The organism is Chordicoccus furentiruminis, from assembly GCF_019355395.1.
In the GTDB taxonomy this organism is placed as follows: domain Bacteria; phylum Bacillota; class Clostridia; order Lachnospirales; family Lachnospiraceae; genus Chordicoccus; species Chordicoccus furentiruminis.
In genome coordinates, this window is sequence record NZ_CP048829.1 from 2,572,558 (window position 1) to 2,587,512 (window position 14,955).

Genomic DNA, 14,955 nt, shown 5'->3' on the forward strand with positions numbered 1-14,955 from the left:
AGTCTGCGCCTGTATCTAAAATGTCTGAAAAGAAATTGCGATGCGCAGGGACGAACAGCTTATTTCACGCAGACGAGAAGGAGCAGGTATGCCGACTGAAGATAAAAAAAGAAAAATGCTGCCGGGTTGCATCGAGGTACGCGGCGCAAAGGTTCACAACCTGAAAAACATAGATGTGGATGTCCCGCTTCATGAGATCGTTGCGATTGCCGGGGTTTCCGGGTCAGGGAAATCTTCACTTGCACTGGGTGCGCTGTACGCGGAGGGATCCCGCAGATACCTTGAATCGCTGTCTACCTACACGCGCCGGAGGATGACGCAGGCGGAGCGGGCGGACGTGGCGGATGTCCGATATGTGCCGGCGGCGCTTGCGCTGCGCCAGCGCCCGGGTGTTCCCGGCATTCGCAGCACGTTCGGGACGCTTTCGGAGCTTTTGAACAGTCTGCGGCTTATGTTTTCCCGGCTCGCGAGCCACCGCTGTCCGAACGGGCATTACTGCCCGCCGTCTCTTTCCGTTGCAGCTATGCAGGAAATGACCTGTCCGGTCTGCGGGGAGAAATTCTACGGACCCGGAGCGGAGGAGCTTGCCTTCAACAGTACCGGCGCCTGTCCGACCTGCGGCGGAACAGGAGTCGTCCGGAACGTGAATGAGGCAGCGCTGGTGCCGGATGATTCAAAGACAATCGACGAGGGCGCGGTCGTTGTCTGGGGGACGCTGATGTGGTCGCTGATGAAGGATATCGTACGCACGATGGGGGTGCGGACGGACGTGCCGTTCCGTGATCTGACGCCGGAGGAGAAGGAGATTGTCTACCACGGCGAGTTGAAGAAGCACCATATTCATTATGTTAATCCGAACACACTGGAACCTGCGGAGATGGACTTCAATTATTACAGCGCGGTCAACTCCGTGAAAAATTCCCTTGCCAAGGTCAGAGATGAGAAGGGAATGAAGCGGCTTGAAAAGTATCTGGAGGAAGATGTCTGTCCGGACTGTCGTGGCACAAGACTGTCAGAAGCCGCCCGTGCGCCGCGGCTGCGGGGAATCGGGCTGGATGAGGCGGCCGCTATGACACTCTCGGAACTGATCCCCTGGGTACAGGGTGTTCCGGCATCTCTTCCGGAAGAAATGCGTCCCATGGCGGAAAATATATGCGAATCCTTTATGGACGTCTCGAAGCGGCTGATGGATCTGGGGCTTGGATATCTGTCGCTTGACCGGGCGGCCTCGACACTCTCGACCGGCGAACGGCAGCGTGTACAGCTCGCAAGGGCAGTCCGCAACCGAACGACAGGGGTACTGTATGTTCTCGATGAGCCGTCTATCGGCCTGCATCCTTATAATCTCAGGGGACTGACCGGCGTGATGGACGATCTGCGGGCGGACGGTAACTCTGTGGTGCTTGTCGATCATGACACGCAGGTTTTGAAGCATGCCGACTGGATGATCGAGATGGGGAAGGGAGCCGGAGCGGACGGAGGGACGGTTATTTCCGAGGGAAGGATCGAGGACGTTTCAAAGAATCCGGAATCTGTCATCGGACCGTACCTTTCCGATCCGTATGAGTCAAGGATCCGTCCGGCTGCGCAGCCGGACGCCATGTTTGAAAGAGGTTTCATTCATCTTGAGACAGGGTTGATCCACACCGTGCATCCGCTGGACGTGCGGATCCCGATGGGGCGGCTCACCGTGGTGACGGGGGTCTCCGGATCCGGTAAGACAACGATGGTGCTCGAAAGCCTGATTCCGGCGCTCAGGGCTGAAATCAGCGGGCAGAAGCTGCCGGGACATGTGAAAAACATTGAAGCGGAAGGCATTACGCAGGTCAAACTGATCGATGCGACGCCAATCGGCATCAATGTGCGTTCAACTGTGGCGACATATGCCAATGTCCATGATGAACTCAGAAAAGTTTACGCGAAAACAGCGGACGCGAAGGCGCACTCCTGCAAGGCGGGGGATTTCTCCTATAATACCGGAAAACTCCGCTGCCCGACCTGCGACGGGACGGGAGAAATCTCTCTGGATGTCCAGTTTCTGCCGGATGTAAAGATTCCATGTCCGGACTGCAGGGGCTCCCGGTACAGCCGGGAGGCTTTTGACATCCGCCGCAGAGCGAAGGACGGGAAGGAGTACAGCCTGCCGGAACTGATGAATATGAGTGTGGATCAGGTTCTGCATGCACTCGGCGGACTCAGACTGCTGCAGCAGCGCCTTCAGGTGCTGCACGATCTGGGACTCGGCTATCTGACGCTCGGCGAGGAAACACCGGGGCTTTCCGGCGGTGAGGCGCAGCGGCTGAAGCTTGCCAGTGAGATGGGGAAAGGCCAGAGCGATTCCGTGTTTGTTTTCGATGAACCGACGATCGGCCTGCATCCGCAGGATGTGAGGACGCTGCTGCGTGTTTTTCAGACTTTGATCGATCATGGGGCGACTGTCGTCGTCATTGAGCATGATCTTGACGTCATAAGGAATGCCGATTATATCATTGATATGGGACCGGGCGGCGGAAAGGAAGGCGGCCGGATCATTGCGTGCGGCACTCCTGATGAAATCAGGCAGAGCCCGGAAAGCCTGACGGCCAGGTTTCTGTAAAGTGGCAATGGCAATCATACAGAGCAGGAGGCGCACCGTGATTTATACGGATCAATACGAATCTCCCTTGGGAAGGATTCTGCTCGCAGGGGATGAAGAGGGGCTGACAGGCCTTTGGTTTCAGGAAGGAAGCCGGTATGTCGGATTGGGCCTGAGCGAGAAGGCGGTTCCGCGCGAAACGGAATACTTTGAACGGACAAAGGAATGGCTTGCCATCTATTTTACGGGACACGATCCGGGCTTTTTTCCCAGAATGCATCTGGTCGGTTCCGCGTTTCGCAATCGTGTCGGCGAGATTCTGTGCGAGATTCCGTACGGAAGGACGGTCACATACGGCTGGATCGCCGGACGGATCGCAAAGGAGCGGGGCCTTGAGAGAATGTCGGCGCAGGCCGTAGGCGGGGCAGTGGGTCATAATCCGATCGGAATCATTGTGCCGTGTCACCGCGTCGTCGGCGCGGACGGGAGTCTGACCGGGTACGGCGGAGGACTCATGAGGAAAAAGGCTCTGCTGGAACTGGAAGGTATAGATGTGACGAAACTGCCGCAGCCTCAGAAACGGACTGGCAGCGGAAGGTAGATCCGCTTACTTCGGAGATTTTTTAAACAGCCGGGAGAAAGGAGTATCTGAAAATGGAGCAGGACAGGCTTCCCGCTGTTATGCAGATGGAAATATTGAATTCGGTCCCGGGCGCGGTTTACGCATTCCGGCTGGATCAGAACGAGCGTCTTCCTGTTTATGCGAATCAGAAAGGTCTGGAGATGCTGGAGGTGTCCTCTATGGAGGAGGCTGTTTCGGCCTGCAGCGGCTCGTTCTGGAATTTCGTGGATCCGAGAGACGTGATGCGGGTGCGGTCGGCCTATCTGAGACTTGGCAGGAATATCGGTTCCACAGAGTCCTTTGACTTCAGTTTTGTCACAGCAAAAGGGAACCGGCGCCTGATCCATACGATCGCGCGTTCGCATAAGGGCGCGGACGGTCATGTCTGGATCGTCGACTTTACGATGGATCTGTTTGCCGTTACAAAAAGGAACGCGAACATACCGGAACTGGATCCGATGACAAATCTTCTGGAGATGCACGCCTTCTTCGCGGTTCTTGCGTCACAGCGAAAAGAGCATCGGGGCACGGCCTTTGCGGTTCTATTTGTGAACCTGATCAACTTCCGGAGCATGAACATCCGCTACGGGATTGCCTACGGAGACCGTTTTCTGCAGGCCGCAGGCAGGTGCATCCGAGAGTGTTTTCCGGAAGGCGCGGCCGCCCACTTCGGCGGGGATCACTTTGCGGTTTTCACTCCCTCCCGTCAGATACAGAAACAGGCTATGAACCTTCGGGAGATGATCAAAAAGACGGGAACCGACACCATCGACTGCAGCATCGGAGCCTGTATCTGGGAGGATCCGGATCTTACGCCGGAAACAGTCTGCAGCCGTGCGAAGATCGCCTGTGATGACAACCGAAAGCATATGAACACCTTCTTTTCCTTCTACACCGAGGCGATGGGAAAAGATCTGGAGATGTCGGAATATGTGACGTCTTTCCTCGATGAGGCAATCCGGAGGGATTGGATTCAGGTCTATTATCAGCCCGTCATCCGTGCGGTTTCCGGCCAGCTCTGCGGAGTGGAGGCTCTGGCGAGGTGGCAGGATCCCCGGAGAGGACTTCTTTTTCCGGCCTCTTTTATCGAGCCGCTGGAAAAGGCACAGCTGATCTGGAAGCTGGACCTTTGCGTGATCCGCCAGGTGATGGAGAAGATCGCGGAGCGAAATGCCGGAAACTGTCCCGAGATTCCGGTTTCCCTGAATCTGTCCAGAGTGGATTTTCTGTGCTGTGACATTTTTTATGAGATCGAGACGCTGGTCAAACAGTATGACATTCCCCGTCGTATGCTTCACATCGAGGTGACGGAGAGCACCCTGACCTCTCGCGAGGATGAAATTTCCCACAGTCTGGATCGGTTCCGCAGTGCGGGGTATGAGATCTGGATCGATGATTTCGGGAGCGGCTATTCCACGCTGAATCTGCTGAAGGATTATGCGTTTGATGTGCTCAAGATGGATATGGCTTTTCTGCGGAAGGATACGCCGCGTTCGCGCAGCATCATCGCTTCCGTGATTGCCATGGACAAAAAGATCGGAAGCCGGACTTTGGCGGAGGGCGTGGAAACCGGAGAGCAGGCTGACTTTTTGAAAAAGTGCGGCTGTGAGAAGCTTCAGGGCTACTATTACGGTAAGCCGCTTCCATTTGATGAACTGCTTGCCCATTGCAGGGAGCGGGGAATATCCGTTGAGGACGCCAGACAGCGCACTTACTACGAGACTGTAGGCCAGGTGAATTTTCTTACGGACGAACCGGTAGTCATTGCAGAGGAACAGAAGGGACGTGTCCGGCTGCTCTCCGCCAATGAAGCTGCCCGGAACATGCTGCATAAAGATGGCTTTGAAGAGGAAGAACAGATACAGAGCGCTCTTGACAGTCAGGGGCCTGATCTGGAAGGCCGATTCAGAGAGGCTGCCCGTTATGCCGCCTCTACGAATCGGGAGGGAGAGCTCCTGCTGACCGTCCGGGAAAAGATGCGGTTTCTCCGTTTTCGTCTGCTGGCGGTTCTGGATGACCGGGGTCTTTTCCGTGTCCGCATCAATGACTATCCGGACAGCCAGAAAAAGCTTTTTCAGAAAAACAAACTTCTGCTGAATATTCTGAAGCTTTATCAGTACGTCTTCTGCATTGATCCCGGAGCGGAGAGTATTCGGAGTCTGCATTTTTCCGATGATCTGGATGAAGCGTCAGGCGGCGTGCCTCTGCTGAGGGAGGACGGATCACCGGCAGGGATACTGCCGAACATTTTTCCGGCTGACAGGGAGAGATGCCGCGCTTTTCTGGATCTGAAAAACATAAGAGAGCGGCTGAAACAGACAGAAGACGGGATTCTGAGGGAGGCCTTCCGGACACGGACAGAGCAGGGCAGCTACCGCTGGATGTCCCATCGGCTTCTGTATGCGGAGGGAACGGAGCGGAAGATGGTTCTGTATCTGATCCGCTCCATGGATGCGGAAAACGCCATGGAGGAGATATAGCGGCGCGGGGACGATCCGTACCGCGCCCTGATTCAGAAGTCTTCCGGGGCAAAGGACGCCCTGTGGGAGGATCTGATGCTGCATATTCCGCTTGCTCTGTTTTGGAAGGACCGGGAGCGGAGATTCCTCGGCGCAAGCCGCTTCTTCCTTGACTATTTCGGCTTTGCGGACGAATCTGCGGTTCTGGGCAGGAACGATGAGGAGATGAACTGGCATCCAAACAATGAAGTCTACAAAAAAGCGGAGGAGCAGGTTATCGCGACCGGTGAGATGCAGGCACTGGTGCCGGGCCGCTGCATCGCAAAAGGAACAGCCCGTTCTATCTATGCCACCAAGTGGCCGACTTACCGGGACGGCAGGATCAGCGGACTGATGGGATTTTTCCTCGATGCCCAGGTGCTGGAGTCGGTGTTGGAAAAGGCGAAGGACGAAGACAGAGAACGAAAGGGAGGACTGAATACCGCGGCGGAATTTTTGCAGGATCTATCAGACTATGAGAGCGAAAACCGGGAGGGAAAACGTCCTTTTGGAATCATCATGATTCGGATCCCGGAGCTGTCCCGTATCGCGAAGCGCTATGGAAAGAAGGCCGCGTCCCGGGTGCAGCAGGTCTGCGGGAAGGTGATCGCGGAGACAGCCGGTTCCGATGCGACGGCGGCGGTGCTCGGTATTGGAAGGTACGGCATCATCATGGCAGCGCCATCACGCGATGTACTGTGGGAGGAGGCCGGAAGGTTCTCCGCGGGCATTGAGGCAATCCATCGGGTGGACAGCATTCCCTGCACCCTTTTTACTAAAGTAAGGGCCGCGTACGGCGATGAGGCGATGCGGTTCAGGAAAACGGTTTTTTCCGAACTGTTTGAGGAGAACATCTCCGGGCAGACGTCCGTGAGGAGAGGAGAGACGCAGATCGCCTCGCTGGAGCAGTTTCTGAATGAAGTTCCTCTGGGCAGCTACATTCTGACGCCGGACCAGACGGTGCTGTACTGGAACAAGGAGGCCGAACGGCTCCTCGGGTACCGTTTCGATGAAGTGGTGGGAAAACGCTGCGTTGATCTGGCTTTCGGCAGTTCGTTTGTGAGCGGAGATAAGATCACGGGAGGAAGCTGCCCGGCTCTGGTCGCGTACCGCTCCGGACAGGTGCAGACGATGCAGATGCTCATTCGCAAAAAGGACGGGGAGAACCTTCTGGTCCGGAACACGCTGGTGCCGATACGGGACGACCGGGGGAGCGTCATTGATCTGGCTGCCCTGTTCAGATCACTTGGCGACGGGACTTATGATCAGAATATCCTGCGGGATATTTATGAGGTGGCGACCCGGGATCCGCTTACCTGTCTGCCGGGCAGAACGTACATGGAAACATGCATCGGGGAGGAACTTGAACGCTACCAGCGCACCGGACATCCTTTTGCGGTGCTGTTTGCGGACATGGACCGCTTTCATGATGTCAACAACCGCTACGGACACAATGTGGGAGACTGCCTGCTGCAGGAACTCGGGATTCGTCTCCGCAAGTACGGAAGACGGGCCGACCGGTTCTGCCGATGGGGCGGAGATGAGTTTGTGGGCCTGCTCCAGCTCAGGCGGCCGGAGGAGATTGAGAACGCGGCGAAACGTTTTCTGCAGCTGTCCAACCGGACGGAAATTGTCGTGGACGGACACCAGGTGGCCTGCCAGGCGGCAATCGGCATCACGGTGGTGCGGCAGGAGGATGACCTCAAGTCGATTGTCTCCCGAGCAGACCGGTACATGTTCCTTGCCAAGCGGCAGGATTCGGATCAGATTGTGACGGATTACTCCGCGGAAAGCTGAATGATGCCGGTATTCATTCCCCGGTCAGCCTGACCGTCTGATAATCATGATGCACCGCACTCAGAAATGTGTGAAACACATCGTCGGTTCTGATTTTGAGAGAGGATGTGTTCACACATGGATGGCAGCCGACATATTCTCCGCTCAGGACGTCTTCGTCCACCAGCAGCCGGACATGATGCTCCGTATCATTCATCAGTCCCATGACGCTGACGGCTCCGGGAAGGATATCCAGATATTCCGCCATTTTTTCCTCCGGCGCGAAGCTGAGTCTTGCCGAACCGATCTGATGAGACAGCTCCTTTGTTTTGAAAACTTTATCCCCGGGCATCATCAGAAGATAGAAGCTGGTCTGCTGCCGGTTGCAGAGAAACAGGTTCTTGCAGATCAGGCATCCCAGAACCTTATCAATGTCCTCGCAGACCGCCATGGTCGTAGCCGGCGCATGATCGGTGCGCTGATAGCGGATTCCCAGAGAATCCAGAAGATCATAAACCCGGATTTCTTTTTCTTCCCGGCCGGCGTTCGTCTCCGGTCTGCCGTCATATAACTCCATATTGATCGATCCTTTCTGTCTGTTCTCGATTGCCTCAGACGGATGATCTGCCGTCCGATCTGATGCGGATTTCCCGGAACAGAGCGGATCTGTCCGTGCAGGTCTTTGTCAGTTTCTCAGCATACACCCTGCGCCCGTCCGGTGTCTACTTTCTGCACTGCACAGACGCATCCGGCTGAGCAGGGATTACGGACGGGGGAACGCGGCGGCTGTACGCGGAGGCGGGCAGGCGGCGTGTGCATCCGAAGAAACTGAAGATTTATCGAAACCGGGTGTGAGATATAGCCGCCTGACAACCATACGCACCGCATTGAAGGACGGATTGTCAGCATCGGTCAACCGTATCAGGAAAAAAATCTGAAGATTGACAACAGGCCGGAGGGCTGTGGTATCATCAGAGCGGTAATTTCATCAGGTTCTACGGTAGAATTGGAAGCGCACACTCCTTTCAGTGATAACGAACAACACGTCATTCGCGAAAGGAGTATTGTTTTGCCCGAAACAAAGTTTGAAAACTTCATTTTCACTGTCGTGATGGCGTTTCTTATGGTATACGCCATGATCTGCTACAACATCGCCCTTAATATCGGCGGGATGCAGGACGCGGTGTTCCTGATGGCGTTCGGAGAACTTCGGATCATGTGGCCGGCTGCCATTATTCTGGAAATGTTCGTCATGGAGCGGCCGGTTGTGGCACTGACCCGGCGCGTTGCCACAAAGGAAATGCCGTTCTTTTTTATCCTTCTGATCCGATGCTCGCTGACGGTCTGCCTTATGTGCCCGACTATGAGTTTTATCGCCACGCTTCTGTTCAAGGAATACCATGAGGCCGGTCTTGTCAGTGTCTGGCTTCAGACGGCGGCATTCAATTTCCCTATGGCGCTTTTCTGGCAGATCTTCTTTGCCGGACCCGCAGGCAGATTTGTTTTCAGAGCACTTTTCAGAAGGAAAAACCGCAGTTGAGTCAGGTTTATTATAAAGGCTGTAAATCATTCGGAAACAGCAGGAAATGAAGATTGTCAGGCGCCCGACCGTCAGGATTCTTTGCTGACAGCCGGGCTTTTTATGCGGGGTGATCCTGGAGACACATGCCCCATTGACGACACAGTCTTTTTTGAGTAGATTGTGAATACAGGTGCGAAACGTTAAAAATGGAAACGGGAATGAATATTGTCATCATCAACGGGCAGAACCATACCAGGACCACTTGTCATATCGCGAGGGAACTGGCGGAGAAGATCGGGGGGAGACGTAACGGAGTTTTTCCTCCCCCGGGATTTTCATGAATACTGTGTGGGCTGCATGCAGTGTATTTTGAAAGACGAGAAGCGCTGCCCGCACTATGAAAAACTGAGACCGCTGACAGAGGCGATGGACGCGGCGGATGTCATCATTCTGGCGAGTCCGGTGTATGTTTATCATGTGACAGGCGCGATGAAAACGTTTCTGGATCACTATGGCTATCGCTGGCTTATCCATCGGCCTGTGGCCTCGATGTTCGGGAAGCAGGGCGTCTGTATCAGCACTTCGGCATGCCGGTTTTCGCGCACAACTGGGCCGGCGTCTCCGATAAACGCAAACGGGTCATTGACAGGAAGACCGGCAGGATGGCGAAGAGGATCCGGCGGAGATTCGGACATGTGAAACCTTCTCTGAAAACAAGGCTTTATTTCCGCTTTGTGCGGATGCTACAGAAGAAGGGTCTGTCGGAGGCGGACAGAAGCTACTGGACCGAAATGGGATGGCTGGGGAAGAAAAATCCATGGAAGAACTGAAGGATCAGTCCCGTGCTGGTAGGACGGGTGTCATTTTTTATCATCTTCCCGGGCTTTTTGAATTTTACGAGCTGTACAGGGTTTTTCTTCCGCTCTATCGGAAACACAGGGAGTACTTCTATGACTGGTGTGAGATCGGATCGATCTACGGAGCACCGGCGGACTGCGTCTGGAGCGGAGGACGCGTCGGAGGAGGCGTCTGCCCGCCGGAGGACGCGCTGGCGCTGACGCAGGAATTCGGGATTTCAGCCAGACTGACATTCAGCAACTCTCTGATCCGGAAGGAACACCTGACGGATTCCCGGTGCAACCGGATCTGCCGGCTGTTCAGTGAGGCGGGGCATCCCCGGAGCGGCGTCATCATTCACTCGGATCTGCTCCTGACATATCTGAAGGAACGGTATCCGGGATTTTACTTTGTGTCCTCCACGACCAAGGTTCTGACGCAGTTCCGACAGCTTGAAGAGGAACTGAAACGGGACGATTTCGCCTATGTAGTCCCGGATTTCCGGCTGAACAAAGCGTTTGAAAAATTCTGCACTCTTCCGTCCCGTCTGAAGGCGAAGACGGAGTTTTTGTGCAACGAAGGCTGCTGGTTCGGCTGTCCGGACAGGAAACAGTGCTATCAGGCTGTCAGCCGGAGAAATCTGGATGAGACGGCTCCGGAATATCACTGCAAATCTCCCGGCGCGTCGGAGGGGTACCGTTTTTCGAACGCGATGGACAACCCCGGCTTCATCGGCACGGATGACATCCGGCACCGCTACAGGCCAATGGGCTTCCGCCACTTCAAAATCGAGGGCAGGGGGCTGGGAAGCGCGCTTATTCTGGAATTTCTGCTCTATTACATGACCCGTCCGGAGTATCAGATACACGTGAGAGAGGCGATCTATCTCGACAGCATGCTGGATCTGTTCTAAGCGGCGGAATATCCGGCATTTGATCCGGAAATGCAGGGGACAGCCGGATCCTGCGGGATGCGGCCGCGCAGCCGGACCGGCTTTACCAGGGAGACTCAGATCGCTTCCGGGGGAAACAGTTCCCGTACGGTCCGGTGATAGTATTCCGCGAGACGGAGCGCCGTGTAGACGTTCGGATACTGTACGCCGTATTCGTAGCGGTAGAGCGTTTTCGGATCGATGTACAGATCCGCTGCGGCCCGAACCCGGGTGAGTCCCGCTTCTTTGCGGCATTTCAACAAATTATTCGGCATTTTCATCTTGTGATTCCCCCCCTTTTTTTCTGTATTCATGTCAGTTGGCATCAAGTCGTCCGGCAGACCTTCCCGAAGATGCGGAAGGCGTCATGATCCGGCCGCACCGGAATCGGCGGGTACTTCGGGTTCAGCGAGATCAGAAAGGTCCCGTCGGCGCCGTTCCTGAGCTTTTTGATATAAGCGCTGTCGTTGAGGGAGAAGATACCGATCTCTCCGTCCTCCAGCGTTTCCTGCCGGTGCACATACACCATGTCGTGATCGTGAAAGACCGGCTCCATGCTGTCTCCGCTGACCGTGACGGCGAAATCGGCGCCTTTTGCGTCTTTTGCGGGAACCTCGATCGCGGTGTAGTAATCGGAATCCAGAAAATCCCCGGTTCCGGCGGATACTCTTGCGTCGTAGAGCCGGAGTTTTCGCATTCTGGCTTTTCCTGACGGGGCGGGATTGTACGGGATGACATTCGGTTTCTTCAGATAGCTCGCCGGATGGATCAGCAGATCAATGTAGGAGAGCGCCTTCTGTTTCCCTTCCTCGTTCAGCATAGCCAGCGGATCGTTCGGGTTGCTGCCGAAGTATTCTTCCAGACAGTCCGGGATCTGCAGAATCCGGCACACATGGAGAAAAACCCGCGCGGAGATCTCGTTTCGTCCGGTTTCCCATGCGGAGACGCTTTTGAAGCCGACGTCGATGCCTTCTTCCTGCAGCCTCTGCGCAAGATCAATCTGAGACATATGCGCCTTTTTTCGGTAGGATTTGATGATCGTGCCGATGTTTTCCATGAGTCACCTCTTTCTGCCGTTCCCGATGATCCGTCTGCAGACATCTGATTTGCGGAGATTTTTTCTATCCTCCGTTATATATGCAGAATAGCATAGCAGCCTTTGATTATCAATGAAAATCTATTGAAAAACGAAACAATGGCCGAATCGACCGTTTTATTCTCCGGTCAATGGCTTTATACTGTCCGTGCAGAGAAAGAAAACGACGCAGAAGCCGGACTTCTTTTGCAAGACTCCGTCGGCGGAGGAAAGAAACCTTTTGGGGATGTCAGGGAAGATCATGGCGGCGTCACCATCCGGATGGGAGGAGCGTGAGGGAGATGGCAGACCGGATTATTCTGCATGTCGACTGCAACTGTTTTTATGCCTCTGTGGAAATGCTGTATCACCCGGAGTATGACGGAAAGCCGCTCGCGGTCGGAGGGGATCCGGAGGAGCGGCACGGTATTGTCCTCACGGCGAACTATATCGCGAAGAGGCGGGGCGTGAAGACCGGCATGGCGCTCTGGCAGGCAAGGCAGTGCTGCCCGGATCTGATTTTCGTTCCGCCGAGGATGTATCTGTATATCCGGTTCTCCCGCATGGCAAGGGCGATTTATCAGGAATTCTCCGACCGGGTGGAGAGTTTCGGGCTCGATGAGTGCTGGATCGATCTCACGGAGAGCTGCGGGATGCTGGGAGACCGGACGCGGACGATCGAAAACGGGTATCGGATCGCGCGGGAGATCAGCACGCGGGTTCGCCGGGAACTCGGAATCACGGTCAGCATCGGCGTTTCCTGGAACAAGATTTACGCGAAGCTCGGAAGCGACTACAGGAAGCCGGACGCCATCACGGTCTTTGACCGGAACAATTACAGGAAGCTGATCTATCCGCTTCCTGTATCGGACCTGCTGTATGTCGGAAGGCGGACGGACAGAAAGCTTGCCCAATACGGCATCCGTACCATCGGGCAGCTGGCGGGAACGGATCCGGTCTATCTGAAGGAGTGGTTCGGCAAGATCGGGCTGATGCTGTCCGTGTTTGCCCGGGGAGAGGATCAGACACCGGTGAATGATCTTGGCGTGGAAACACCGGTCAAGAGCGTCGGAAACAGCACGACGACGCCCCGGGATCTTGTGAACAACGAGGACGTCCGGCTGGTGCTGTATCTTCTTTCGGAAAGCGTTTCAGAGCGGCTGAGACAGCAGCGTGCGGAGGGTCAGGTCGTCTCCGTATATGTCCGTGACAATGAGCTCCGGGGCTTCCGCCAGCAGAAAAAGCTGTCCGAACCGACCAGCATCTCAGGAGAGATCGAGGAGGCGGCTTTTTCCGTGTTTCAGCGGCTGTACCGCTGGGAGAAGCCGATCCGGAGCATCGGAATCAGCGTCGGCGATCTGAAACCGGAGAACCAGCCGCGGCAGCTGAATCTGTTCGTGAATGAACAGCGCCGCGAGCGCCAGATGAGGGCGGATCGGATGGTCTCCCTCATCCGCCGCCGGTACGGTTATTCCGCCGTTCAGAGGGGCATCATGCATGAAGACCGGTATCTGTCCTCTTTGAACGCGGCGGCGGAGGATCACATGATCCATCCGCACTCCTATCTGGAGCACGGCAACCGGAGCGGCTGTGAAACCGTGCTTCTTTCGGAGGACAGATAAGCGGAACCGAGCATAAGACGGCGGCCTCTTTGGGGACAGATAAGCGGAGCTGAGCGTGGAATGATGCTTCGCTCGGAGGACAGACAAGTGGAACTGAGCATAAGATGGTGGCCCTTTCGGGGACAGATAAGCGGAGCTGAGCATGAAAGGCCGTTTCTGTCTGGAGCATATGAGCAGAATGAGCATGATATGCTGCTGCCGGAGGGCAGGTGAGCGGAATGGGTGTCTATGATTATCATCATGATTCGGGACGTTCGGACCGTCCCGGCGTGCCGCTTGCGGAAAATGTGCAGGAGACACAGGAGATCAGTCCGAATAAGGCGTATGTCGAGGTGATCGCGGATTTTTCTTCCGACGGAAGAATGAAGCCGCTTCACATTGTCTGGGAGGACGGCCGTTCCTATGATATCGACCGGATCCTCCGCGTGGACAGGCGCGCCAGCCTCAAGGCGGGAGGCGCCGGGATCCGGTATGTCTGTCGGATTCTCGGACAGAAAGTCGAACTGTACTATGAAGAGAACGGGTGCTGGTTCGTGAACCGGAAGCAGCCAAACGGACATGTTCAATGAGGAGGACCCGAGGAATCCTGTGATTTGGTTCCGATTCCGGAAAGATCTGGTTTGTCAGATGTTTTAACAAATCATGATTCAGATGGAGTATGATGGAAGCTGAACACAGGAACCGTTCAGAGAAGATATGGCATTGCCGGATTAGGCCGGAAATCTCAATGCGGAGGCAAAGAATCGGATCCGCGGGAGAAAAGGCAGTGAGAATATGAAGGAAAGCAAGATGACGGCCGGTAGGAACTGGATCGCTTTGCACTTGCTGATTTTGCTGCGATGGCAAGAAAAAAGGAACGGACTGACATTTTCCCGCCAGGCGGAAACAGGACCGATGCGGAGAAACAAAGCCGGAAGGATCAGCCGATGGAGAGGAGAAAATCACTATGAAATATGGCCCGATTTTTGTAAAGGATAAAGAAGGGTGCCTGATCGAACTTCGCCATGCGGATGAGTCTGACGCCGCTGCCATGCTCGAGTATCTGACCGTTACGGCGGGAGAAACGCCTTATTTGATCCGGGAGCCGCAGGAAATCACGCTTACGCTGGAACAGGAGAAGGCATTCCTGAGGGCGAAGGCCGACTCGGAAAGAGAGCTCATGCTTTCCGCCTTTATGGACGGAAAGTATGTGGGCAACTGTTCCCTGATGAGGATCGGAAGTTATAAGCGCTATGCTCACCGGTGTGATGTTGCGATCGCCTTATATCAGAAATACTGCGGAAGAGGAATCGGAAAACAGATGCTGGAAACGGTTCTGAAAGAAGCGGAAAGGGCGGGATACGAGCAGGCGGAACTGGAAGTGATGAGCAGCAATAAAAGCGCCATCGCACTCTATGAAAAACTTGGATTCAAAAGGTATGGCTTGTTTCCAAACAATATGAAATACAGTGACGGAAGCTGTGATGATGCATTCTGGATGATGAAGCGGCTGTGAGC

At 55.1% G+C, this 14,955-nt stretch carries 14 protein-coding genes; 11 read left to right on the forward strand and 3 right to left on the reverse strand.

The features are described from left to right. The first annotated feature begins 88 nt into the window (after nt 1–88). The 4 genes from G4C92_RS11700 (at nt 89) to G4C92_RS11715 (ending at nt 7,492) form a co-directional block, all read left to right on the forward strand. Nucleotides 89–2,596: an excinuclease ABC subunit UvrA gene (locus G4C92_RS11700; protein WP_274940021.1), complete on the forward strand. Its 2,508-nt coding sequence runs from the start codon at nt 89–91 to the stop codon at nt 2,594–2,596. A gap of 37 nt (nt 2,597–2,633) precedes the next feature. Further along, nucleotides 2,634–3,176, forward strand: coding sequence for a methylated-DNA--[protein]-cysteine S-methyltransferase (locus tag G4C92_RS11705; RefSeq protein ID WP_274940022.1), 543 nt, complete (start codon nt 2,634–2,636; stop codon nt 3,174–3,176). A gap of 86 nt (nt 3,177–3,262) precedes the next feature. After that, nucleotides 3,263–5,677 (forward strand): bifunctional diguanylate cyclase/phosphodiesterase, encoded by a 2,415-nt coding sequence (locus tag G4C92_RS11710; RefSeq protein WP_274940023.1) that lies wholly within the window; start codon nt 3,263–3,265, stop codon nt 5,675–5,677. 75 nt (nt 5,678–5,752) lie between these two features. Continuing rightward, nucleotides 5,753–7,492, forward strand: a complete 1,740-nt coding sequence (locus tag G4C92_RS11715) for a sensor domain-containing diguanylate cyclase (RefSeq protein ID WP_274940024.1) — start codon at nt 5,753–5,755, stop codon at nt 7,490–7,492. Nucleotides 7,493–7,505: 13 nt separating this feature from the next. Here G4C92_RS11715 and G4C92_RS11720 read toward each other — a convergent pair whose 3' ends face one another. Then, the gene (locus G4C92_RS11720; RefSeq protein ID WP_274940025.1) at nt 7,506–8,048 is read right to left on the reverse strand and encodes a prolyl-tRNA synthetase associated domain-containing protein; all 543 of its coding nucleotides are present in this window, start codon (nt 8,046–8,048) and stop codon (nt 7,506–7,508) included. 492 nt (nt 8,049–8,540) lie between these two features. On the opposite strand from G4C92_RS11720, the gene G4C92_RS11725 reads away from it, so the two are divergent. From G4C92_RS11725 to G4C92_RS11735, 3 genes are all read left to right on the forward strand, one after another. Then, nucleotides 8,541–9,011, forward strand: a complete 471-nt coding sequence (locus G4C92_RS11725; RefSeq protein ID WP_274940026.1) for a DUF2798 domain-containing protein — start codon at nt 8,541–8,543, stop codon at nt 9,009–9,011. 339 nt (nt 9,012–9,350) lie between these two features. Further along, nucleotides 9,351–9,692: an NAD(P)H-dependent oxidoreductase gene (locus G4C92_RS14985; RefSeq protein ID WP_330654713.1), complete on the forward strand. Its 342-nt coding sequence runs from the start codon at nt 9,351–9,353 to the stop codon at nt 9,690–9,692. A 118-nt stretch (nt 9,693–9,810) separates the two neighbouring features. Further along, a complete protein-coding gene (locus G4C92_RS11735) occupies nt 9,811–10,743 on the forward strand; it encodes a hypothetical protein (protein WP_274940027.1) in 933 nt (310 codons plus the stop codon). A 95-nt stretch (nt 10,744–10,838) separates the two neighbouring features. Here G4C92_RS11735 and G4C92_RS11740 read toward each other — a convergent pair whose 3' ends face one another. Together G4C92_RS11740 and G4C92_RS11745 are read right to left on the reverse strand one after the other, a co-directional pair. Next, nucleotides 10,839–11,036: a helix-turn-helix transcriptional regulator gene (locus tag G4C92_RS11740; RefSeq protein ID WP_274940028.1), complete on the reverse strand. Its 198-nt coding sequence runs from the start codon at nt 11,034–11,036 to the stop codon at nt 10,839–10,841. 50 nt (nt 11,037–11,086) lie between these two features. After that, a complete protein-coding gene (locus G4C92_RS11745) occupies nt 11,087–11,818 on the reverse strand; it encodes an XRE family transcriptional regulator (RefSeq protein ID WP_274940029.1) in 732 nt (243 codons plus the stop codon). Between the two features lie 102 nt (nt 11,819–11,920). Here G4C92_RS11745 and G4C92_RS11750 point away from each other — a divergent pair, with 102 nt between their 5' ends. The 4 genes from G4C92_RS11750 (at nt 11,921) to G4C92_RS11765 (ending at nt 14,953) form a co-directional block, all read left to right on the forward strand. Continuing rightward, nucleotides 11,921–12,133, forward strand: a complete 213-nt coding sequence (locus G4C92_RS11750; protein WP_274940030.1) for a hypothetical protein — start codon at nt 11,921–11,923, stop codon at nt 12,131–12,133. Nucleotides 12,134–12,138: 5 nt separating this feature from the next. After that, nucleotides 12,139–13,458, forward strand: coding sequence for a DNA polymerase IV (dinB, locus tag G4C92_RS11755; protein ID WP_274940031.1), 1,320 nt, complete (start codon nt 12,139–12,141; stop codon nt 13,456–13,458). Between the two features lie 218 nt (nt 13,459–13,676). Then, entirely contained in the window at nt 13,677–14,027 is a 351-nt protein-coding gene (locus tag G4C92_RS11760; RefSeq protein WP_274940032.1) for a hypothetical protein, read from the forward strand. A 377-nt stretch (nt 14,028–14,404) separates the two neighbouring features. Then, complete coding sequence (locus tag G4C92_RS11765) at nt 14,405–14,953, forward strand: GNAT family N-acetyltransferase (RefSeq protein ID WP_274940033.1); 549 nt, start codon at nt 14,405–14,407, stop codon at nt 14,951–14,953. Nucleotides 14,954–14,955: the final 2 nt, after the last annotated feature.

Bases quoted from the DNA above. Each gene is read 5' to 3' on its own strand.
- G4C92_RS11765 (WP_274940033.1), top strand. From the start codon at position 14,405: ATGAAATATGGCCCGATTTTTGTAAAGGATAAAGAAGGGTGCCTGATC.
- G4C92_RS11700 (WP_274940021.1), top strand. From the start codon at position 89: ATGCCGACTGAAGATAAAAAAAGAAAAATGCTGCCGGGTTGCATCGAG.
- G4C92_RS11715 (WP_274940024.1), top strand. From the start codon at position 5,753: ATGCTGCATATTCCGCTTGCTCTGTTTTGGAAGGACCGGGAGCGGAGA.
- G4C92_RS11760 (WP_274940032.1), top strand. From the start codon at position 13,677: ATGGGTGTCTATGATTATCATCATGATTCGGGACGTTCGGACCGTCCC.
- G4C92_RS11740 (WP_274940028.1), bottom strand. From the start codon at position 11,036: ATGCCGAATAATTTGTTGAAATGCCGCAAAGAAGCGGGACTCACCCGG.
- G4C92_RS11745 (WP_274940029.1), bottom strand. From the start codon at position 11,818: ATGGAAAACATCGGCACGATCATCAAATCCTACCGAAAAAAGGCGCAT.
- G4C92_RS14985 (WP_330654713.1), top strand. From the start codon at position 9,351: ATGCAGTGTATTTTGAAAGACGAGAAGCGCTGCCCGCACTATGAAAAA.
- dinB (WP_274940031.1), top strand. From the start codon at position 12,139: ATGGCAGACCGGATTATTCTGCATGTCGACTGCAACTGTTTTTATGCC.
- G4C92_RS11735 (WP_274940027.1), top strand. From the start codon at position 9,811: ATGGAAGAACTGAAGGATCAGTCCCGTGCTGGTAGGACGGGTGTCATT.
- G4C92_RS11720 (WP_274940025.1), bottom strand. From the start codon at position 8,048: ATGGAGTTATATGACGGCAGACCGGAGACGAACGCCGGCCGGGAAGAA.
- G4C92_RS11710 (WP_274940023.1), top strand. From the start codon at position 3,263: ATGGAAATATTGAATTCGGTCCCGGGCGCGGTTTACGCATTCCGGCTG.